We start from the raw sequence: 21,353 nt of genomic DNA, 5'->3' as shown, positions 1-21,353 counted from the left end.
CGGGAGGGGTGAGTCTGTGAGGTGGGAGCCCGGGAGGGCTCCCACCTTGGGTTGAGGATTACTTAGCGGGAGTGAATGCGACCGCTTGGTCGAAGAAATCTTTTCCAATGAGCTTCGAGAAATCCGGGTACAAGCTCTTCGAGACGGCCTTGAACTCTTCGATGCTGGCTGCGCTTAGCTCGTTCGCTTTCATGCCCTTGGCCGTCAGCTCATCCAACTGCTTCTTTGCCTGCTCGGTGTCGTAAGCGGTTTTGAACGTGGAGGTTTCAGTCGAAGCGTCGGTGAGCGCCTTTTGCTGGTCCGCACTGAGCGTTGCCCATTTCTTCGACGACAACGCGAGAACCCAGGCGTCATTGATGTGGTTGGTCAGCGACACATACTTCTGTACCTCGGAGAACTTGTTGGTCCACGGCACTTCGATCGGATTCTCCTGGCCGTCGATGGTACCGGTCTGCAGGCCGGTAAAGACTTCAGAGAAGGCCATGGTGGTGGGGCTGGCACCCAGCTTGCCAAAGAAGGCCGTCCACAATGTGTTGCCGGGTACGCGGATCTTTAGTCCCTTGAGGTCCGAAGGCTGGGCAATAGGACGGACCGAGTTGGTGATTTCCCTGCCCGTCCTGGTGAGGAGGCTCAGCGCGACAGTGTCCTTCTTGGCCAGTTTGTCCTTCAGGTCCTGCCCTGGCTTGCCCGCCAGGAAGGCTGCCTCTTCCGTAGTGTCCTTGAAGAGGTAGGGAATGCTGATCGCGTTCATTTCGGGCACCACCGAGGCATACACGGACGTTGAAAGGATCAGTGCGTCCAACGAGCCGCCCTGTAGGCGGGTAACGGCGGCGTTCTGGTCACCACTGAAGCTGGTCCCGTTGGGGACAACCGTGACAACCACCGATCCGTTGGAGGTCTTCTTCACCTGGTCCGCGAAGTGCTGGGCAGACACACCTACTGAGGAGGTGAGCGGATCAGGAATCGACAATTGGATCTTGGCCACCGGTGCGGCCTGGCCGCCGCTGGATGCGCCGGCGGCGGCACATCCAGCAAGGGCAGTTGCAGCCAAGCTGCAGGCTAGCACTCCGGTGATGGCGCGGGACTTGGTATTCATGCGATGCCTTTCTTCATTGGAAGGATGCGATCCGGATGACGGAAGCAAGGGAGTTAGGTCAGGCGCCCACGGGGGCGGCCTGGGCGATGAACGCTTCGGTTTCGCGGCGCAGCTCGAGTGCCTGGGACAGCGAGTCATCAATGATGACGTCGTCCCAGCCGACGATCGCTCCCTTCGCGACGTCATTGCGCAGTTCCACGTGGTGGGCCAAGGCCACGGGCAAGGCTCCTGTCGCCACCGAGTGCTTGGCCGAAACCAACTTGCCCCACACCGTGAATCCACCCTCGCCGTCGAGGAATTCGCCGGCTTTGAGGTCCTTCTTCGCTGTGGCGACCACGTCGCCGAAGAAACCGACGGGTGCGCCCGTCGCAATTCCCCGAAGCGCCGCATTTGCGATCGATACGTTCAGCTCGAGACCGACATAGTGATACGGGCGGTACAGGGCTGCGTACTGGCCGGTTGGGTCCGGGTGCCACGGATATTCGTTGAAGCAGCCGGAAACGTAGGCGTTTGTGGCCTTGACGACGACGAAGACGCCCTCCTGGGTGTTGTGGTTGATCCAGCTGCCATCGCGGTTCACGCTGGACATGACGTCCACGCTGCCTTCATGGACGAGCGCGCCCCCGAGGTCGCTCGGCCGGCAGATCGTGGCGATCTCTTCGACGTTGCCGGGCGTGAAGCTGAGCCCGGAGTCCGACGGCTCCAGTCCGGCACCGTTGGCGACGGCGGCCATCTCGATTGCCGCTTTTGTGCCGTCGCGGAACGAGGTGTGCATGTACGGGTTGAGCTGTCCGGAGTCCGTGAGTTCCTTCGAGAATTCCCAGTTCTCCCAGACGTTGTCCGGATTCATCTCGTGGTAGTGCTCAAGGTACTTGGCACCCTTGCCCGCGCAGACCACGTCGAATCCGGAGGTCCGCGCCCAGTCGACGAGTTCCATGATGAGGGCTGGCTGGTCGCCGTAGGCCATCGAATAGACGACGCCAGCCGCTTCTGCACGCTTGGCCAATGCCGGCCCTGCCAGGGCGTCCGCCTCGACGGTGACCATGATGATGTGCTTCTTGGTTTCGATGGCGCGCAGGGCGTGCTTGATTCCCACGATGGGGTTTCCTGTAGCTTCTACGATCACGTCAATGTCTACGTCGAACAATTCATCGGCGTTGGCCACAATTGCCGTGGTGCGGTCCTTGAGTGCGGTGGCAATGTCCGGGGCGATCTGCTCGGCCGGCCATTCGACAAGAGCGAAAGCCCCTTCAGCACGCTTCACGTTGATGTCTGCGATGGCCACCACGTGGATCCCGGGAATGTTGTTGGACTGGGCAAGATACATGGTGCCGTAACGCCCAGCGCCAATGAGGCCGACCCTGATCGGACGGCCTTCCTGCTCGCGGTCGACAAGGAGTTTGTGAAGGTTCACTGGAGTCTCTCTTCATAGGTGTGCGATGCGAAGGAAACCCGGCCGCTTGGGTGGAGGGACAACTTCCTTGTCGCGCTTTTGGCTTGAAAACTATCCGGAGTGGAACCGGTTCCACTTTTGTACCACCCGGTGCTAAGCTGTGTCAACGGCCCCAAGGCACGTGCAGTCATAAGGATGACGCCGGCCACAAGGAGCCGAAGCACAAGACTTACGCCCAATGGATTCCCTCAAGGAGGAGCGGTGAAGAAGGCCCCGACCATTCGCGATGTCGCGGCGACCGCGGGAGTTTCGGTCTCTGTGGTGTCCCGGGTGCTGAACCCGGACTCAGGACCCGTGGCGCCGGCAAAGCGTCAAGATGTCCTCAGGGTCATTGATGAACTGGGTTACCGCCCCCGGGCAGCAGCCCGCGAACTGAGCGCAGGACACGCGCTCACCATTGGCCTGGTGGTTACAGATCTGTCCAACCCATTCTTTGCCAGGCTCGCGGACCGTATTGTCTGGGAGGCCCGCAGCCACGGGGTCCAGGTGGTGTTGATGACAACGCAAGAGGACCCGCACCTGGAAGCCGATTCGTTGGACACCCTCCTCGACCGTTCGGTCAGCGGGGTCATCGCAACGCCCACCGGAGGAAACATCGAAAAGTGGGCGCGCCTGCAGGACCTGGGCGTGAATGTGGTGTTTGTTGACCGCACCATCGAGGAACTCGCCGATGTGGACGTTGTCAGCATTGAGAACTTCGACTCAGCCCGGCGCTCCACGGAGTACCTCATTGGCCTCGGTCATACACGGATAGCCCTGGTGACGGGTCCACGGCAAACGTCGACCGGCCGGGCGAGGATCAACGGCTACCGGGCCGCGCACGAGGAAGCGTCCCTCGCCGTCGATCCACTCCTCATCCGCGACGTGCCGTTCCGCGGCGACTCGGGCGGCGACGCCGTGGGATCCCTTCTCGCGATGCCGCAGCCCCCGACGGCTCTCATCGTGGCCAACACAGCCCAGGTTCAGAGCTCGGTACGGAGGCTGGTCCAAGTCGGGATCCGGATCCCGGACGAGCTCTCCGTGATCGTCTTCGATGACAATCCATGGACCGAACTTATGTCACCACCGCTCAGCGTCATCAGACAGCCCTTGGACATGCTCGCGGTACATTCCCTCGAACTAGTACTGGGCAGGATGCAGGGCAAACTGCCCGACGGCCCCCGCTTCATCGAGGTCAAAGCAGACTTCCTGGCCCGCAACAGCTGTGCCCCGCTCGCCCAAACCGCAATTCACTAAGGAGAACCCATGCCCGTCGTCGTCACCGCCACATTCACCCCCAAGGAAGGATCGTTCGACCAAGTCGTCGCCGCCCTGTCTCCGGCCATCGCGGAAGTACATCAGGAGCCCGGCTGCCTGCTGTACGCCATCCACGACTCACCGAACGGCCAGATCCTCATGATCGAGAAGTGGGAGTCCGCCGAATTGCTCGACGCCCACGGCGACGGCCAGCCGGTCAAGAGGCTTAACGCAGCCCTTGACGGTCTTCTTGAACGCCCGGTCGACGTGATGCGCCACGAGCCGATCCCTGCGGGAACTCCGCTCCAAGGCGCACTCTAGAAACAAAACCAAAAGCACAGGACGACGACGGGAGCGCCGGCGGTTTCGACCACGGTCCCGATCGCGGACTTGAACCTTCCACGCCCCTTATACGTAGTTAACGGTCGGCCCAGCCATCCGTGGGATGCCATTTCCCGCTCGTCCTCTCGCCGGAAAGGACTGGGCTAAGGCAGGCGCTAACAAGGGCAAGGGCAGTTCCGATGTCACGGAATTTCCGGGCAGCTTTTTCTCTGCGAGCTATCGCCGCGTAGCCGGCCATCCAGTTAGGGCCCGGCTGCTCCAGCTTCGCGGGCAGCTCTATCCTTCTTCGTTCGCGTTCCAGTTTGAGAGCCGATCGGAGGTGTCTGGCGTCGAGGCTGCTGGTGGTGACGATAAGGGCAAGATCGATGAGGTCGCGGTACCTGGTGGAGACAGCCGCTTGCCGCCCGTGGAGTTCGTACATCGCGCACACTTTGTCGGCGACCTGGTCGGCCAGCGGGTAGAGAACGAATTCCGGGATGGGGCCAAGGCCAGGGACGTCGACCACAGGATCCGGGCGGACCGTCTCAAGCGTGGCCACGAGTTTAAGATCGAGTGCGAGGTCCACGGGGAACGCTCCGTACATACTGCCGATATAGGCCGTGATCCTTGCCTGCGCGAGTCGATTGTCCTGGCCGGAGGCCACGGGCCCGTCCACGGTGAACTCGAGGTGATCGCCGTCCCGTGGCACGGTTAGTTCCCGGAGCTCCGCCATAGCCTCTGCTGCGTCGAGCCCGCCACTTCGGTACAGATCGAGGTCTTTTGAGAACCGGGCTTCGGGCAGGCGCATGAGCAGCCCCGCTCCGCCCTTGAGGATCCACGCCGAGCCGGGGTACTGGAAGACCAGAGCGAGAAAGCGCTGGAATAGGAACTCTCGGCGGAGTTCCTCGAGCGGGCGGCCGGTCTCCTTGGACCGGGCCTTGAGCCTGTCTTCAAGGGCCCGTCGGAACGCCGTCGTGGTCGCGTACTCGGAAGAACCGTTGATCGCCGTCACGCCGTGGGTCCGTGTTTGAGGTCCGGAAGCGCGAAGAGCCTGGCGAGGGCTTCGGGGATATCCGCCTGCTCCAGCAGAAGGACAAGCGCTCCTTCACCGTCCCCGGCTGGGGCGCCGTAACGGTGTGCGTAGGGCGCCAGCGCGTGGGCAAGCCGTGCGCCGTCGGTGTTTCCACGGATGATCGCGCTCCTGAGGATGCCGGCAAGGTGGCCTCCGTCCACGTGTTCGGCCGCGAGATCGGCCACGACCCTGGAGGGTGAGGCGACGGGCAGCCCGTCGATGAGGATCCAGTCGTCCTTGTCCAGGTTTCGGCGATGGATCCTCACGTCCGGGTCGCGGGGCTGTTTCCTGGCCGGTACCGTGAACTCGAGCTCGTCGGCTGCGGTGTCCCCGAGGCCCTGGATATCGGCGGCTGAACGGTGGGAGACGATGGCGGGTGCAGGACCGCGGCGTCGTTCCGCGGCAGTGCGTGCCGGGTCGAGGGCAAGCCACGCCGCCCGCAGCCTGTCCTGGGGTGTGGGCGGTGCGCCGGCGACACGATAAACGCCGTGCTGCAGGCGCTCCAGACGACCCTGGTTGGCCATCCGCGCCATGTCCTGCGCGCTGAACCCCAGGCTGCGGGCCTGTGCCGTCGTGATCATCCCCCACTGCTCCGAGGCAAGATCCGCAACATCAGTCGAAGCAACCACAGTAGACTCCTTCCACCTACTGCAATAATACACGTAGGACTTACTTTTGCAGTATGTGATCGCCGCGGCACTCGCCGGCAATTGAGACGCGGGTCGACCCGGTCGTTGCAACTCCCAAAACTCGGGGTGTTGCAACGACCGCCAGAACTCCAGCGTCCCGCCGCCGTCGTCTTGCTTTAAGACACCCCCTACAGCGCCGACCAGCCGCCGTCGGAGGCGAGGATGGCGCCGTTGACATTGGTTCCGTCGTCGCTGAGCAGGAAGGTGATGGACGCCGCCAACTGCGCGGCTGTCGCGGGGGTGGGAACAGTGGCCTGCATCAGCGGACCGAGGCGTTCGGCAGCCAACTGGGATCCCCATGTTGCCTCGATGTTGGTAATGGTGGCTCCGGGGGCAACCGCATTGAAGCGGAGCCCCTTCGGCCCGTACATCACCGCCGAGTTCTTGGTCAGGCCGACCACGGCGTGTTTCGACGCCGTGTAGGTGGCGCCAGCGGCGGAACCTCGCAGCCCGGCCTCGGAGGCGACATTGACCACGGAGCCCGTGCCGGCGTCGAGCATCAGCGGCACCACAGCGCGGGTCAGACGCATGAGGGCGGTGACGTTGATGCGGAAAACCCGCTCCCACATGGCGTCGTCCACCTCGTGGATCGGAGCGAAGTTGTCCATGATGCCGGCGATGTTGGCCAGGGCGTCCACGCGACCCCCAGCGGCAACCACGACGGCGGCAACGGTCTCCTCGGTGGAGATGTCGCCGGCCAAGGGCACCAGATCCAGGCCCACGTTCTCCTCCACCAACGCGTCCAGCCTCTCCTTGCTGATGTCGGCGGCAATGACCCGGCCACCTTCCTTCGCGACGCGCAGCGCCGTGGCCTTGCCGATGCCCGAGCCCGCGCCCGTCACGATGACGGTCTTGCCAGCAAAGCGGCCGTTGATGGTGGCTTCTTGCCATGAAGCTTCGTTGCCCATAGTGTCCTCCTGAACGTGGTGGTGGCGTGATACTCACCTTATGACACTCTGTGTCATTATGTAAGAGTGGATACTGGTGAGATGCCCTCAGACGATGCGAAGCCCGCCGTCGGGCGCTCCACCGGGCGCCCGGTGACGATTGATCCGGACGCCGTGGCCGCCGTCGCGCTCCGGCTTTTTGCCGAGCACGGCTACGAACAGACGTCGATGGAGGACATCGCGCGCGCGGCCGGAATCGGACGGAAGAGCCTGTACCGCTACTTCCCCGGCAAGGCTGACCTCGTCTGGGGCGGCATGGAACCGGTGGTCCAGGCTTCGGGCCGGGTGCTGGAGGAGACTCGCGTAGTGGACGCGCACGACCGCGACGCTGACGACGGCGGCATCCTGGCGGGACTGCGGGCGGCCGCCATCGCCGGGGTTTCCGCCATCCCGGATCTTTCCGTCACGCGCGGGCGCCTGCGCCTGATTGCCGAGCATCCCGAGCTGGCAAGCCGGAGTTTTGACGCCTTGGCTCCCCAACGGGAGCGGGCGCGGCTTTACCTTGTTGCCCTGGGCGTCCGCGAAAGCGCAGCGCGGTACCTCTGCGCCGCCTATCTGGGCGCGACATTCGAGGCATGGATGCAGTGGGCCGCGGGGACCGACGCGGATCCCGTGCCGTACCTCGTAGAGGCCGTGGGAGTGCTGCGGGTTCCTCCGGCCGGCGTCCGCGGATAACCTATGCCTGGGAGGGCAAATGACAGTTCGGAGCGCAGGAATTCTGCTGTACCGTCGAACCTCCGCGGCGGAATTGGAAGTGTGGATAGCCCATATGGGCGGACCGTTCTGGGCCCACAAGGATGCGCGCGCCTGGTCCATTCCGAAGGGGGAATACCTCGAAGACGAGGATCCGCTGGTGGCCGCCAAGCGTGAGTTCGCGGAGGAAATGGGGACCCCCCCACCCGCCGTCGACTACTTCCTGCTTGGCACTTTCCGGCAGCCGTCGGGCAAGCTCATCACAGTCTTCGCTGCGGAATCGGAGTTTGCTCCTGAGAGAATTGAGAGCAACAACTTTGACCTGGAATGGCCGAAAGGATCCGGCGTGGTCCGGAGCTACCCGGAGATCGACGACGCGGTCTGGGCCACGGAAACCGTTGCCCGCACCAAGTTGGTAGGTGGCCAAGTGCCGATCCTCGACGCGCTGATCCGGTACCTTGGACCCCGCTAGGCCTGGACGATCGACTCGATGGGCCGCGGCGAAAGTATGGGATCCGCGTGACGGTGGAGGACCTTCCACTCCCCCTCTTCCCAGCGGAAAATCGTCGTCACCCGAAGGGGGATCGGGGACACTTCATCAGATCCGCCAACCTTGGCCCGTGCCCATTCAATTTCGACTATGAATGCAAGCTCCGTCCCGGTGTACCCGGAGATTCGCTCGAACCTGATCGGCTCGCCCTCCCTCAGCCCGGAAGACGCCCGATCCATGGTCGCCTCGACCGCACTCGAGCCCCGCGCAGGCGGGCCTAGCGGATTAGCGAGCGTGACGTCGTCGTGCCTTGAGAACAGCTTCTTTTGCTGCTCCGGGTCTCCCTTGACGAACGCATCGAGCGCTCGATGGTACTTCTCCACCATCAGATCGAGATCGGATTCCGGCATTGGTTCCTCCAGCCTCGCTTTTGAGCCGGCGCGACGTGCCAGTGCTCGTATTCGGCCATAGTGGCACCGTTCACGAATGGTGTCTACGCATATCGAATCAGGCTCCCAGACCGGTCAGGAATGGAGAAGCGCCGCTCACGGCCCACGCCTAGAATGGCGGTCATGGACAACACAAGTCCACGCCAGCTTCGTCCCCTAACGACTTCAGGAGTGATCATGAGCGACTCTTCCACCGAGGGAATCAAGACCGTGCTGCATCCCGTTTCCGACCTCGCCGCGGCGAAAGCCGTTTACGCCGCCTTGCTCGGCGTGCAGCCGCAGGCCGACGGGCCGTATTATGTCGGCTTCGACGCCGCTGGCCAGCACATCGGACTCGTTCCGGGAGGCGGCCCGCAGGCCATGACCTCGCCCGTGGCCTACTGGCACGTTTCGAACATCCAGGCGAAGCTCGCGGACGTCACCGCCGCGGGTGCCACCCTGAAGGAAGCAGCCCACGACGTCGGCGGCGGCCGCCTCGTAGCCACCGTCACCGACCCGGACGGCAACGTCCTCGGGCTGCTTCAGGACCCTTAATAGCCCACGCGCATAGGCTTCCGCCCGCGCGCGCGGCCTACAAGACTTACTACATAAGGCTCCTTAGATAGAGCCAGACTTGCCAACGGAGGCTGCGAAGGCCGCCCGCGTACCAGATGGAGACATGATGAGCACGGCCACGAGCACGGACACGCAGTCGCCTGAGCTGCACACTGCCGACACCCACGATCTGATCCGGGTGCAAGGCGCGCGGGAGAACAACCTCAAGGACATCACCATCGAGCTGCCGAAACGGCGGCTGACGGTGTTCACGGGCGTCTCCGGATCGGGCAAGAGCTCCCTCGTGTTCGCCACGATCGCCGCAGAGTCGCAACGCATGATCAACGAGACGTACAGCACCTTCGTCCAGGGGTTCATGCCGACCATGGCGCGGCCGGATGTCGATCTGCTCGAAGGACTCACGACGGCGATCATCGTCGACCAGGAGCGGATGGGGGCGAACCCGCGCTCCACCGTGGGTACCGCCACCGATGCGAACGCGATGCTGCGAATGCTCTTCAGCCGGCTTGGCCAGCCCCACATCGGATCTCCCCAGGCGTTCTCGTTCAACGTCGCCTCGATCTCCGGCGCGGGAGCGGTCACCATCGAGCGCGGTGGCAGCACCACGAAGGAGCGGCGGAGTTTCAGCATCACAGGCGGTATGTGCCCACGCTGCGAAGGGCGCGGCTCGGTCACAGACTTCGACTTGACCGCCCTGTACGACAGCAGCAAGTCGCTCGCCGAGGGTGCGCTCACCATCCCCGGCTACAGCATGGACGGCTGGTTCGGCCGCATCTTCAGCGGCTCCGGCTTCTTCGACATGGACAAGCCGATCAGCAAATACACCAAAAAGGAACTCCACGACCTGCTCCACAAGGAACCGACCAAGATCAAGGTCGAGGGCATCAACCTGACCTACGAAGGCCTGATCCCGAAGATCCAGAAGTCCATGCTCTCGAAGGACCCGGAGGGAATGCAGCCGCACATCCGCGCCTTCGTGGAGCGGGCGATCACCTTCACAATCTGTCCCGAATGCGATGGCACCAGGCTCACCGAGGCGGCGCGCTCGTCAAAGATCAAGGGGATCAGCATTGCCGACGCGTGTTCGATGCAGATCAGCGACCTCGCCGAATGGGTGAGGGGTATCGACGAACCGTCGGTGTCGCCGCTGCTCAAGGGGCTACGGCACCTCTTGGACTCGTTCGCGGAGATCGGCCTTGGCTATCTCTCGCTCGATCGGCCGGCAGGCACGCTGTCCGGCGGTGAAGCGCAGCGGACCAAGATGATCCGGCACCTGGGCTCCTCGCTCACCGACGTCACCTACGTCTTCGACGAGCCCACCATCGGTCTGCACCCGCACGACATCGAACGCATGAACAAGCTGCTGCTGCAACTGCGGGACAAGGGCAACACGGTGCTGGTCGTCGAGCACAAGCCGGAAGCGATCGCGATAGCCGACCACGTGGTCGACCTCGGCCCTGGTGCGGGAACCGCCGGTGGCGAAGTGGTCTTTGAGGGCACGCTCGAAGGGTTGCGATCCAGCGGCACCCTGACCGGCCGTCACCTTGCGGATCGCGCTGCCCTCAAGAAGACCGCGCGGAAACCCGCAGGCGCCCTGGAGATCCGCGGCGCGGCCGAGAACAATCTTCGCGACGTCGACGTCGACATTCCGCTTGGAGTCCTGGTGGTGGTCACCGGGGTCGCCGGCTCCGGCAAGAGCTCCTTGATCCATGGCTCGTTATCCAAGCGGGACGGCATCGTGTCGATCGATCAGGCGGCGATCAAGGGCTCGCGGCGGAGCAACCCCGCGACGTACACCGGGCTGCTCGAGCCGATCCGCAAGGCGTTCGCGAAGGCCAACGGGGTGAAGCCGGCGCTGTTCAGCGCAAATTCCGAGGGCGCGTGCCCCACCTGCAACGGCGCGGGCGTCATCTATACCGACCTCGGATTCATGGACACCGTCTCCACCCCGTGCGAGGAGTGCGAAGGCAAGAGGTTCCAGGCTTCGGTGCTCGAGTACCGCCTCGGCGGCCGCAACATCGCGGAGGTGCTGGAGATGCCGGTGAAAGAGGCCGAGGAATTCTTCTCGGCGGGCGAGGCCCGGATCCCGGCAGCACACGCGATCCTCCAGCGGTTGTCCGACGTCGGACTCGGTTACCTCAGCCTCGGCCAGCCGCTCACCACCCTTTCCGGCGGCGAGCGGCAGCGAATCAAGTTGGCCACCCACATGGGCGAGAAAGGCGGGGTCTACATCCTCGACGAGCCGACCAGCGGCCTGCATCTCGCCGACGTCGAACAACTACTCGGCCTGCTCGACCGGCTCGTCGAGTCCGGCAAGTCGGTCATCGTCATCGAGCACCACCAGGCGGTCATGGCGCATGCCGACTGGATCATCGACCTCGGCCCGGGCGCCGGGCACGACGGCGGAAAGATCGTTTTCGAGGGCACGCCCGCCGATCTCGTCGCCGCGCGTTCAACCCTTACGGGCGAGCACTTGGCGGCCTACGTCGGCGGGTGACGTAGCCGGCTAACTTTTGGTGGCGGCCGGCGAGTGGATGAAGAGGCTGGCAAGGGCGGTGAGAAGAAGCAGGGACGCCGCGATGATGAAGCTGGTCTGCATTCCATGGACGAAGTTGGTGCGATCGGCGATGAGCGCGCCGAAGACGGCGATGGCGACCGCCCCGCCCACTTGGCGGAAGGTATTGAAGACTGCGCTTGCCGTGCCTGCCTTTTCGCTCGGTACGCTCGCGAGCACGACGGCGGTGACTTGCGGCATCGCGATCGATCCACCGGAACCTGTGAAAACCAGGAAGGTACCAACGAGTAGCGGCGATCCCAGCGGTGCTGTGAGGAGCATCGCGGTGAGCCCCACCACCATGGACGTCAATCCGACGACCACCGGCACCCGCGTCCCGAACCGATTGGACAGGCTTCCGCTCACGATGTTGCCGACGATGCTGAATGCCGCGGAAGGAAGGAAGGTGAAACCGGCCTGAAGCGGCGTCAGGCCGAGGTGTTGTTGGAGGAAAAGGCTGACGACAAAGACCGTGCCGAAGTGGCCCACCATGAACGCGAATCCCACCGAGAGGGAGATTCGCATTCCTGTGGAGCGAAACAGCTCGAGAGGCATCATCGCGTGCCGGCAGCGCGCCTGGATCAGGAGGAAAGTTGCCAGGCTGACTGCCGCGAGGGCCAAGCTACCGATGACGGGCACGGAGCCGAAGCCCTCTGTTCCTCCCGTGATGAGGCCGTACATCAACGCGGTAAGGGCAACGATCGCTGCGGCCTGGCCTGCCCAGTCGAACGGAGTTGGCCGTCGGGGCGATGTGGCAACTGAGGCCAGGAGCACCAGCATCGCGATGCAGACGGGAAGGTTGATGCCGAACACGAGCCTCCAGTCCAGCGTGGTGAGGAGGCCGCCGACAAGCGGTCCCACGGCTCCAGCGACAGCCCCTCCGACTGCCCAGATCCCCAGGGCGTGCGCGCGACGGCGGGGATCGGGAAAAGCCTGGCGAATCAAAGCCATCGACGCCGGCAGCATGATCGATGCCGCGCCGCCTTGGAGGAAGCGGGCGGCAATCAGGACCCCCGCGGTCGGCGCGAGGGCGCAGGCGACGGACGCCACGAGGAACAGAGCGATACCCCATCCCAGCGCCCTTTTCGCGCCGATCCGGTCCGACAGGTTCCCCGCGAACAGCAACAACGCGGCGAACATCAGGGTGTAGCCGTCAATCACCCACTGCAGCCCGGCTGTTCCGCCCCCGAGCTCCCTCCCGATGCTGGTGAGCGCGACATTGACGATCAGGATATCGAGAGTGATCAGGAAAAACCCAAGCGACGCAATCACGAGCGTGAGCCGTGCCCGTGGCGCGTCAGCCATGGCCGACGGAGGAACCGGAGCCGGCAAAGTGGTTTCGGGACGAGTCATGGTTTAAGGAAACAGCCCTTAGAGAAGATGAGGGAGTCTCTATCGTGAGGGGTACTGGCAGTGACCCCCAACAGAGGTTCCGTTACCGCGAAAGTTGAGCGCCGTCGTCGGGCACCCGTCGTCGGACACCCGCCGTCGAGCCCTTAAGCGACCAGCACCGCGGCGGCGCTGTCCATGTGCTCGAGGATGGTCTTGCGGGCCAAGGATGCATCCCCGGTTTCGATCGCGGCCACGATGTCGTGGTGGCGCTCGACGCTCATGTTCTTGACGCCCTTTTCCAGCCCGGCGAACATGATGGACATCCGGATGGATCCCTCCAGCGATTCCCAGGAATGGAGCAAGGTTTCGTTGCCGGTCAAACGGCACATAGTGCGGTGGAACTCAAGATCGGACTCGATCCGTTCCTCAAGGCTTCCCTTGGTTGCGGCGGCCATGGCGTCGATGGCAGAGCGCAGCGACGTGATGACCTGTTTGCGGTCTGGCAATTCACAGAGCGTGCGCGCGGCGAGGGATTCCAGGGCCGCTCGCACCGAGTAGATATCGCGGATTTCCTTGGCATCGAGGTGGCGGACGGAGAGCCGTCCACGGGGCCCCGCAGACAGCAGGCCCTCCTGCTCGAGTTGCCGCAGGGCCTCCCTGAGGGTGCCGCGGCTGATCTGGAGCATGTCCGACAACTCGGTCTCCACCAAGTGCCTGCCTGGTTCCAGTTCGCCGCTGGTGATGGCGGTGCGCAGCGCGGAGAGCGCCTGTTCGCGGAGGCTTTTCTTTTCCAGTCCCAGAAGGGGTGCTGTTGCTCCGGCCATCGTGTCCGTCCTCAATGTCAGTGGTCGACTGTTTACAGTCGGTGTGTTAACTGTTGATCTTACGGCAGGAGCGCGGAACCGGCTCCTGCCTGCTCCGCGCTCCTGCCAAACGAATAGCCGGGCTCAGCCCAGTTCCGCCAGGACCTTCGCCACGATCCGCTGCACAGACAATCCGTACCGCTCGTGCAAGGTAGGCAGGGCACCGGCGTCGAGGAACGCATCCGGCAGCGCCACCGGAACCACGCGCTTCCCCAAGCCAGCCGTGACCACGGCCGAGGCCACAGTTTCGAACAAACCGCCCACCACGCTGTGGTTCTCCAGCGTGACGGCAAGGCGGTCGGTGTTCAGTTCCGCGAGGACGGTAGCGGCGTCGAACGGTTTGATGGTGGGAGCGTGCACGACGGCGACGTCCACCTTGTGCGCGGCCAGCGCCTCTGCGGCCTGCAGCGCGCGCATGGTCATCAACCCGCTGGAGACGAACACGACGTCGTTGCCGCCGCGCAGCACCTTCGCCTTGCCGAGTTCAAACGTGTAGCCGTACTCGTCCAGCACCGTGGGGACGTTCCCGCGAAGGAGGCGCAGGTACGTAGGGCCGTCGCTGGCTGCCAGCTGCGGCACGGCCTGTTCGATGTCCACGGAGTCGCATGGATCAACGATTGTCAGATTGGGCATGCCGCGGAATATCGCCATGTCCTCCGTGGCCTGGTGGCTGGGGCCGTAGCCCGTGGTCAGGCCCGGTAGTCCGCCTACGATGTTCACGTTCAGATTCGGCTCGGCAATGTCTAGGCACAGGAAGTCGTAGGCCCGCCGTGCGGCGAACACAGAGTAGGTGGAGGCAAACGGCACCAAGCCGGTCTCGGCCAAACCTGCGGCTGCGCCGAAGAGCAACTGCTCAGCCATGCCCATCTGGAAAAACCGCTCCGGGAAGGCCTGGGCAAAGATGTGCATGTCCGTGTACTTGCCCAGGTCGGCGGTGAGTCCGACGATTCGCGGGTCGGCCTCGGCTGCCTTCACCAACGCGTGGCCGAAAGGCGCCGACGAAGTCTTCTGGCCGGGGTCCGCGAAGGACGCGATCATCGCCGACGTTTTCAGCTTCGGTGCTGTCCCCTTCGAAGCGGTGACTGTGGTCATCGGCCGGCCTTCCCGTTGGATCCTGCGGTCAGCTGCTTTCGGCAGAGCTGCCATTCATGTTCTTCGATGCGCATGAAATGCGCCTTTTCGCGTTCTTCGAGCAGCGGCACGCCGCGCCCCACCTTCGTGTCGCACAAAATGACGGAAGGACGTCCGACGGCGGCGGCCTGGGCGGCTGCGTTGTCGAACGCGGCCAGCAGCGCACCGACGTCGTTCCCGTCCACCCGCTGCGTGTACCAGCCGAAAGCCTCCCACTTCTCCGTCACGGGTTCGGTCCGGAGCACGGTGTCCGTCTTGCCGTCGGCCTGCAGGGCGTTGATGTCCACCATCGCAGTGAGGTTCCCCAGCTGGTGGTGGTGCGCGCCCATGGCGGCCTCCCACGTAGATCCTTCGTCCAGCTCGCCGTCGGAGAGGAAGTTGTACACCCTCGCGCTGGAGCCCTCCCCCACATGAGCACGGTGCCGGAGGCCCAGGGCGATTCCCACCGCGATGGAGAGCCCGTGGCCAAGGGATCCTCCGGAGATTTCCATGCCCGGGGTATACGTTGACATTCCGGACATCGGAAGCCTGGAATCGTCCGAACCGTAGCTTTCGAGCTCCTCGACGGGAATGATCCCTGCCTCAGCCAGTGCCGCGTAATGGCCGATTGCGTAGTGGCCGGTGGAGAGGAGGAAGCGGTCGCGCCCCTCCCACTCCGGGTCATCGGCGCGGTAGCGGAGCTGGTCCGCATAGACCGCGGCGAGCATGTCCGATGCTCCGAGTGCCTGGCCGACGTAGCCCTGGCCTTGGACTTCGCCCATGTTGAGGGCGTGGTGCCGGATCCGGTTGGCGGCTGCACCCACCCGTTCGATGCGTCCCATGGCGGTTTCTCCGATTCGTCCTGCCGTGCGCTGGTCCTGTGCCACCGTCACTAGACATTCACCGACTGGGGAGTGCTTTTGGTGGCCTCATCCGCCAACTGGCGCTCCCGCTTGCCCCAGGTTTCGCGGGTAACCAAGGCCGCCCAGAGACCGATGCCTGCGTACAGGCCGAAGAGAACTGCCGGGCCCATCCAGCCCATAGTGACGAAAAGCAGCGTGGTGATGAAGGGCGTGAAGCCGGACACCATGGCCGAGATCTGGTAGGCCAGCGAGGCACCGGAGGAACGGGTCTTCGCCTGGAACAGCTCGGGGAACCAAGCCCCTTGGGCGCCGGCGAGGGAGTTCTGGCAGATGCCGTAAGAGACAGCGATGGTGGCAATGATGAAGATGAACATACCCGTGTTGACCAACAGGAACATCGGGATAGCGAACAGCACGGCAAAGGCGCAGGACCAGATGTAAACGGGACGCCTGCCAATCTTGTCCGTCAGCCGCGCCCAGGCCTGGGTTGCGAAGATACCGATGGCCGAGGCGATGCACAGGGCCACCAGGGTCTGGGTCTTATCTGCCAGATGCTGGCTGTTCAGGTAGGAAATCATGTACGTGATGGAGACGGCGTAGCCCGCGGTCTCGGCAATGCGGAGGCCGATGCCCTTGACGATGTTGCGCCAATCGGTCTTCAAGACCTCCACGATGGGAGACTTTACGATCGCGCCGCTGTCCTTGACCTCGTCGAAGACAGGCGATTCCGGCACCTTGGAACGAATGATCAAGCCCACAACAACCAACACCATGCTGGCGAGGAACGGAATGCGCCAAGCGAGTTCACCCCCGAGTTGGACGCTGACAAGGAACGTCAGGTTGGCCAGCAGGAGTCCCACAGGGAATCCGGCCTGGACGATGCCCGTGAACTTGCCCTTGGATTTCCATGGTGCGTGTTCGTAGCTCATCAGGATGGCGCCGCCCCACTCGGCTCCGAAGGCCAGGCCTTGGACGATGCGCACGAATACCAGCAAGGCCGGCGCCAGGAGTCCTACCTGGCTGTAGGTGGGAAGGAGGCCGATCAGGAACGTGGCCACGCCCATCAGGATCAAGGAGGCTACGAGGACAGGCTTGCGTCCCAGCTTGTCGCCCAGGTGTCCGCCGATGATGCCGCCGATGGGACGGGCGGCAAAGCCGACGCCGAGGGTGGCGAAGGCGGCAAGGGTGCCGGTCACGGGATCGCCTGTGGGGAAGAATGCCGTGCCGAAGTACAGGGCAGCCGCGGTGCCGAAGCCGATGAAGTCATAGGTTTCGATGACTGCGCCAACACCGGAGCCGATGGCGACGCGCCTGGCGTCCTTGGTGCCGTGTACCGGCCCGCGCATGGTCAGAGCTTCTTTGCTCATTGGTGAATCCCTTTCGAAGAGCGACTGAGGCAAGGTGCTTCAGCACTGTCGACTGTTAACACATGATATGCCAGTGTGACCTGCGCCATCTAGTCCTGTCAACAGTCAACTTCAAGGGTTGACTGTTGACAGTTAACGTCTGTACTGTGGTTCCCATCACTACTGCCCTCGGGCACGACTGGAGGAAACGAAGATGTTCAACTCCCGACTCGGTTGCTCGTCCATCAGCTTCCGGCACCAGGATCTACCCGCGGCATTGCGCACTATCAATGGCTTGGGCTTTGAGGAAATCGACCTCGGCGCGCTGCCGGGCGTCTGTGATCACGTTCCCTATGAGCTTGATTCCGACGCCGTCGCCGCCGTGACCACGGAGGTCGCCGCCTCAGGATTGCGGGTCCGCTCCGTCAACGGCGATATCGGCGACCTGAACGCAGTGCTCGACGCCGGTCAGCTCGGCGCCCGCCACAGGCACCTCGATGCACTGCTCACTCTCACCGCAAACACCGGTGCGAAGGCGCTGGTCCTCCCGTGCGGAGCCCTTGGACATGATCCGGTCCGCAGCCTCGACGAGGACCTGGACACCATCGCAGCCCAGCTCATTGGCGCCGGACAGCGTGCGGCGGAGTTCGGCGTCGAGCTCTGGACTGAATCCCTGCACTTCCTCCGGTTCTGCTGGAACCTGGACCGCGCCGAACAGTTGGCCGCGCGACTGGCGGGCTCCGGCGTCGGGATTGTCATGGACTTCAGCCACAGCGTCGCAGCGGGCGAAGACCCGCTGGAGTACATCCAACGCCATCAGGGCCGGATAACGCATGTCCACCTCAGGGATGCGGTTCCGGGCAACATCAACCTCAGCATCGGAAACGGCCAGGCGGACTTTGCCGCCGGCCTCAGCTCCCTTGCAGCCACCGGCTACAGCGGCCACTTCTCGCTGGAGCTCGAAACCCGCGATGTCACGCACGACGAACGCCCTGCGGCCACAGCCAAGGCCGCCAGCTTCATCACAGACCTCATCTGAGATTCACGCCAACAAACTCAAGGAGCATCATGACCACCACCATCCAGCGCACCGCCGTCCTCACCGGGGCTACCTCGGACCGGGGCATCGGCATCACTACCGCACGCCGCTACGCCAACAACGGCTGGGCAGTGGTGATCCTGGACCTCGACGGCGAGAAGTCAGCCAAGGTCGCAGCCGAAATCGGCAACCAGTTCAACGTCCCCGCATTCGGCTACGAGATCGACGTCGCCAACGAAGACTCCGTCAATGCGGCATACAAGGCAGTTGCCGCGGAAATCAGCGCAGGCACCCTCCCCGCCGTCGGAGCCCTGGCCAACATCGCGGGCATCACCTCGCCCGTGCCGTTCCTCGAAACCACGCTGGAACTGTGGCACAAGATCATGGACGTGAACGCCACCGGCACCTACCTGGTGACCAAGGCTTTCCTGCCTGACATGATCGCCAGCGGCTGGGGCCGGATCGTCAACATGTCTTCCGTCTCCGCCCAGCGTGGCGGCGGCGTCTTCGGCAAGGTCCCCTACTCCGCAGCGAAGGCTGCTGTCCTCGGCTTCACCAAGGCGTTGGCACGTGAAATCGGCGCCACCGGTGTCACCGTGAACGCCATCACCCCGGGCGCCGTGGACACAAACATCCGCGTTGGCAGCACCGATGAGCAGGAAGCCGCCATCAACGCCGGCATCCCCCTGGGCCGCAACGCGAGCACCGAGGAAGTCGCCGCCGTCATCACGTTCCTGTCTTCCGAGGAATCCGCGTACCTCACAGGAACCACCATCGACATCAACGGTGGAAGCCACATCCACTAGCAGCCCCCCATCCGTAGCCGAAAGAGCCCACGATGACCAGAATCTTCAACGATCCCGCCGATTTCGCCGAGGAAGCCCTCGCCGGTTTCTGCGATCTTCACTCCGGCCTGGTGCGCCAGGTTCCCGGCGGCGCAGTCCGCCGCCACCGTCCCCAGCAGCCCAAGGTGGCCGTCCTGGCCGGCGGCGGATCCGGGCACTACCCGGCGTTCGCCGGGCTCATCGGCGCAGGACTGGCCGACGGCGCGGTCGTGGGCAACATCTTCACTTCGCCTTCCGCGCAACAGGCATACTCGGTGGCCAAGGCCGCTGATTCCGGTGCCGGTGTGGTTTTCACCTACGGCAACTACGCCGGGGACGTCCTGAACTTCGGCATGGCGAGTGAGCGCTTGGCCGCAGAAGGCATCGCCGTGGAAAACGTGCTGGTGACGGACGACATTGCCAGCGCACCGCCGTCGGAATCCGCCAGGCGCCGCGGCATCGCGGGTGACTTCACCGTCTTCAAAATCATGGGCGCCGCAGCCGAAGCGGGGGCCGGGCTGGCCGACGTCGTACGCTTGGGCCGGAAGGCAAACAGCCTGACCCGCACTATCGGCAGCGCGTTCCACGGCTGCACGTTCCCGGGCGCCGAAGCGCCGCTTTTCACGCTCAAGGACAAGCAGATGGGGCTCGGCCTGGGTATCCACGGCGAGCCCGGATTGTTCGACACCGAACTCCCGCCCGCCAAAGAACTCGGCCAGGAATTTGTCGCCCGGCTGCTGGCAGAGACGCCGCACGCAGCGGGCAACCGCCTCGCAGTGATCCTCAACGGACTCGGTTCCACCAAGCACGAGGAACTGTTCGTCTTGTGGCTGACTGTGGCTCCGTTGCTGCGCGCGGCCGGCTACACCCTGGTCATGCCGGAGGTCGGCGAATTGGTCACTAGCCTGGACATGTCCGGCGTCTCCCTCACCATCACCTGGCTGGACGAGGAACTCGAGCCGCTCTGGACGGCCCCCGCCGAAACGCCGGCCTACCGTCGCGGGACTGCCGCCCTGCTGACCGGTCTTGCCTTCACCGAAGACGCGTTCGAGGGCGGCCCGGAAGCTATCGCGTTCGCGGCCACCCAGGACTCACGCGACTATGCGGCGAATTGCGCAGCCGCGCTGGAAGCGGCGCGGGATGCACTGCACGACGCCGAATCGCAGCTTGGCGACATGGACGCGGTAGCGGGCGACGGCGACCACGGCCGCGGGATGGTCCGCGGAATTGACGCTGCCACTGCGGCCGCCGCAACGGCTCTTGCCAGTGGGGCCGGGGCCGGCGATCTATTGGGGGCAGCCGGAGACGCATGGGCGGATAAGGCCGGCGGAACGTCGGGCGTTCTGTGGGGTGCAGGCCTCCGGGCTCTCGGCGAATCGCTTGGCAATGACCAAACACCGGGACCCGCTGAACTCGCCGCTGGCGTGACCGCGTTCGCTGCTCGGATCACCTACCTGGGCAAGGCCGAGCTGGGCGACAAAACCATGGTGGATGCACTGCTCCCCTTCACCGAAACGTTCGGCAAGCTCGTGGCCGAGGGCATCCTTCCGGATGCTGCCTGGGCGGACGCGGCTGCAGCGGCCACCTCCGCAGCGCAAGCCACGGTCTCGCTCAGGCCCCTCAAGGGACGGGCACGCCCGCTCGCGGAGAAGAGCGTGGGCACAGCCGACCCCGGAGCAACTTCGCTGGCAATGATCTTCACCGTTATGGGCCCGCACCTTGTGAGCCCTGAGGGCGCGAGCGCCGAGAACACGACAACGGGCGCGACCACCGGCAAGCACGCCGGAGCCATCGCATGACCGCGGAAGGACAAACCATGGGTTTTCGACTCATCCTGGGCGCCGATGAAGCAGGCGTCGACTATAAAGACCGAATCATGGCCGATCTGCGGGACGATCCGCGGATCAGCGAAATCATCGACATCGGCGTCAACCGCAACGACTCCTTGGAAGACTTCACCAGGCCATACCCGTACGTCGGGATCAAGGCGGGCGAACTCATCCGGGACGGCCTTGCAGACAGGGCCATCCTGTTCTGCGGCACTGGAATCGGCGTGGCTATCGCAGCGAACAAGGTAGACGGGATCCGCGCCACCACGGCCCACGATTCCCTCTCCGTAGAGCGTTCCATCCTGTCCAACGACTGCCAGGTGCTCACAATGGGCCAGCGCGTGGTTGGCGTGGAGCTGGCCAGTCGGCTGGCCAGGGAGTGGCTCGGCTATGCCTTCGACCCGGCATCGGCGTCAGCTGACAAAGTGAAGGTACTCACGGATTTCGAGGGCTGCTGAGTCCTGCTGCCGTCTCCGGATCCCAACTGGCTAGGAGTTGTTGTCGTTCTGGAGGCTCAAAACGACAACAACTGCCAGCTACTTGGGTTTGGCAGACCGGGTTAAGGAAAAGGGCGCGATCCATGTCTTCGCCG

The 21,353-nt window shown here is 64.0% G+C and carries 21 protein-coding genes; 10 read left to right on the top strand and 11 right to left on the bottom strand.

Annotated elements, in window-relative coordinates; translation table 11 throughout:
* Positions 1-58: 58 nt before the first annotated feature.
* Together OOZ51_RS08185 and OOZ51_RS08180 are read right to left on the bottom strand one after the other, a co-directional pair.
* Entirely contained in the window at positions 59-1,096 is a 1,038-nt protein-coding gene (locus OOZ51_RS08185; protein ID WP_265978828.1) for a DctP family TRAP transporter solute-binding subunit, read from the bottom strand.
* A 58-nt stretch (positions 1,097-1,154) separates the two neighbouring features.
* Entirely contained in the window at positions 1,155-2,510 is a 1,356-nt protein-coding gene (locus tag OOZ51_RS08180; protein WP_265978826.1) for an NAD(P)H-dependent oxidoreductase, read from the bottom strand.
* A gap of 240 nt (positions 2,511-2,750) precedes the next feature.
* Between OOZ51_RS08180 and OOZ51_RS08175 the strand changes: the two genes are divergently transcribed.
* Together OOZ51_RS08175 and OOZ51_RS08170 are read left to right on the top strand one after the other, a co-directional pair.
* The gene (locus OOZ51_RS08175; protein ID WP_265978824.1) at positions 2,751-3,785 is read left to right on the top strand and encodes a LacI family DNA-binding transcriptional regulator; all 1,035 of its coding nucleotides are present in this window, start codon (positions 2,751-2,753) and stop codon (positions 3,783-3,785) included.
* A gap of 9 nt (positions 3,786-3,794) precedes the next feature.
* Positions 3,795-4,106 (top strand): putative quinol monooxygenase, encoded by a 312-nt coding sequence (locus OOZ51_RS08170; protein ID WP_265978822.1) that lies wholly within the window; start codon positions 3,795-3,797, stop codon positions 4,104-4,106.
* A 97-nt stretch (positions 4,107-4,203) separates the two neighbouring features.
* On the opposite strand, the gene OOZ51_RS08165 is transcribed toward OOZ51_RS08170, so the two are convergent.
* The 3 genes from OOZ51_RS08165 to OOZ51_RS08155 all read right to left on the bottom strand — a co-directional run bounded on the left by OOZ51_RS08165 (position 4,204) and on the right by OOZ51_RS08155 (position 6,775).
* Positions 4,204-5,118: a nucleotidyl transferase AbiEii/AbiGii toxin family protein gene (locus OOZ51_RS08165; RefSeq protein ID WP_265978820.1), complete on the bottom strand. Its 915-nt coding sequence runs from the start codon at positions 5,116-5,118 to the stop codon at positions 4,204-4,206.
* Positions 5,115-5,807 carry a type IV toxin-antitoxin system AbiEi family antitoxin domain-containing protein gene (locus OOZ51_RS08160; RefSeq protein WP_265978818.1) on the bottom strand — a complete coding sequence of 231 codons (693 nt, stop codon included), beginning with the start codon at positions 5,805-5,807 and terminating at the stop codon, positions 5,115-5,117. Before OOZ51_RS08160 ends, OOZ51_RS08165 begins: the two co-directional genes overlap by 4 nt.
* A 188-nt stretch (positions 5,808-5,995) precedes the next feature.
* Positions 5,996-6,775, bottom strand: coding sequence for an SDR family NAD(P)-dependent oxidoreductase (locus OOZ51_RS08155; RefSeq protein ID WP_265978817.1), 780 nt, complete (start codon positions 6,773-6,775; stop codon positions 5,996-5,998).
* A gap of 81 nt (positions 6,776-6,856) precedes the next feature.
* On the opposite strand from OOZ51_RS08155, the gene OOZ51_RS08150 reads away from it, so the two are divergent.
* Positions 6,857-7,489 carry a TetR family transcriptional regulator gene (locus OOZ51_RS08150; protein ID WP_265978816.1) on the top strand — a complete coding sequence of 211 codons (633 nt, stop codon included), beginning with the start codon at positions 6,857-6,859 and terminating at the stop codon, positions 7,487-7,489.
* A 19-nt stretch (positions 7,490-7,508) separates the two neighbouring features.
* Positions 7,509-7,979 (top strand): NUDIX hydrolase, encoded by a 471-nt coding sequence (locus tag OOZ51_RS08145; protein ID WP_265978815.1) that lies wholly within the window; start codon positions 7,509-7,511, stop codon positions 7,977-7,979.
* Here the strand turns inward: OOZ51_RS08145 and OOZ51_RS08140 are convergent.
* Positions 7,976-8,407: a YybH family protein gene (locus OOZ51_RS08140; RefSeq protein WP_265978814.1), complete on the bottom strand. Its 432-nt coding sequence runs from the start codon at positions 8,405-8,407 to the stop codon at positions 7,976-7,978. The genes OOZ51_RS08145 and OOZ51_RS08140 overlap by 4 nt on opposite strands.
* A gap of 216 nt (positions 8,408-8,623) precedes the next feature.
* Here OOZ51_RS08140 and OOZ51_RS08135 point away from each other — a divergent pair, with 216 nt between their 5' ends.
* Positions 8,624-8,980 (top strand): VOC family protein, encoded by a 357-nt coding sequence (locus OOZ51_RS08135; protein WP_265978813.1) that lies wholly within the window; start codon positions 8,624-8,626, stop codon positions 8,978-8,980.
* A gap of 127 nt (positions 8,981-9,107) precedes the next feature.
* A complete protein-coding gene (locus OOZ51_RS08130) occupies positions 9,108-11,498 on the top strand; it encodes an excinuclease ABC subunit UvrA (RefSeq protein WP_265978925.1) in 2,391 nt (796 codons plus the stop codon).
* Between the two features lie 9 nt (positions 11,499-11,507).
* Here the strand turns inward: OOZ51_RS08130 and OOZ51_RS08125 are convergent, their stop codons facing one another.
* The 5 genes from OOZ51_RS08125 to OOZ51_RS08105 form a co-directional block, all read right to left on the bottom strand.
* Entirely contained in the window at positions 11,508-12,908 is a 1,401-nt protein-coding gene (locus tag OOZ51_RS08125; RefSeq protein WP_265978812.1) for an MFS transporter, read from the bottom strand.
* 143 nt (positions 12,909-13,051) lie between these two features.
* Complete coding sequence (locus OOZ51_RS08120; protein WP_265978811.1) at positions 13,052-13,711, bottom strand: GntR family transcriptional regulator; 660 nt, start codon at positions 13,709-13,711, stop codon at positions 13,052-13,054.
* 123 nt (positions 13,712-13,834) lie between these two features.
* Positions 13,835-14,842 carry a transketolase family protein gene (locus tag OOZ51_RS08115; protein ID WP_265978810.1) on the bottom strand — a complete coding sequence of 336 codons (1,008 nt, stop codon included), beginning with the start codon at positions 14,840-14,842 and terminating at the stop codon, positions 13,835-13,837.
* The gene (locus tag OOZ51_RS08110; protein ID WP_265978924.1) at positions 14,839-15,702 is read right to left on the bottom strand and encodes a transketolase; all 864 of its coding nucleotides are present in this window, start codon (positions 15,700-15,702) and stop codon (positions 14,839-14,841) included. The genes OOZ51_RS08115 and OOZ51_RS08110 overlap by 4 nt, the downstream gene beginning before the upstream one ends.
* A 50-nt stretch (positions 15,703-15,752) precedes the next feature.
* Entirely contained in the window at positions 15,753-17,090 is a 1,338-nt protein-coding gene (locus OOZ51_RS08105) for an MFS transporter (protein WP_265978809.1), read from the bottom strand.
* A gap of 193 nt (positions 17,091-17,283) precedes the next feature.
* Between OOZ51_RS08105 and OOZ51_RS08100 the strand changes: the two genes are divergently transcribed.
* The 4 genes from OOZ51_RS08100 to OOZ51_RS08085 are packed head-to-tail and all read left to right on the top strand — an operon-like array spanning position 17,284 to position 21,219.
* The gene (locus OOZ51_RS08100) at positions 17,284-18,108 is read left to right on the top strand and encodes a sugar phosphate isomerase/epimerase family protein (protein ID WP_265978808.1); all 825 of its coding nucleotides are present in this window, start codon (positions 17,284-17,286) and stop codon (positions 18,106-18,108) included.
* A 29-nt stretch (positions 18,109-18,137) separates the two neighbouring features.
* Entirely contained in the window at positions 18,138-18,914 is a 777-nt protein-coding gene (locus tag OOZ51_RS08095) for an SDR family NAD(P)-dependent oxidoreductase (protein ID WP_265978807.1), read from the top strand.
* Positions 18,915-18,946: 32 nt separating this feature from the next.
* A complete protein-coding gene (locus OOZ51_RS08090; protein WP_265978806.1) occupies positions 18,947-20,731 on the top strand; it encodes a dihydroxyacetone kinase family protein in 1,785 nt (594 codons plus the stop codon).
* On the top strand, positions 20,728-21,219 hold the full coding sequence (locus OOZ51_RS08085) for an RpiB/LacA/LacB family sugar-phosphate isomerase (protein WP_323054711.1): 492 nt from the start codon (positions 20,728-20,730) through the stop codon (positions 21,217-21,219). The genes OOZ51_RS08090 and OOZ51_RS08085 overlap by 4 nt, the downstream gene beginning before the upstream one ends.
* The last annotated feature ends 134 nt before the right edge of the window (positions 21,220-21,353 follow it).

It is taken from the genome of Arthrobacter rhizophilus (genome assembly GCF_026241105.1).
Classification (GTDB): domain Bacteria; phylum Actinomycetota; class Actinomycetes; order Actinomycetales; family Micrococcaceae; genus Arthrobacter.
Note: the sequence above shows the minus strand (reverse complement) of the source record. Positions and strands in the feature narration are given on the sequence as shown.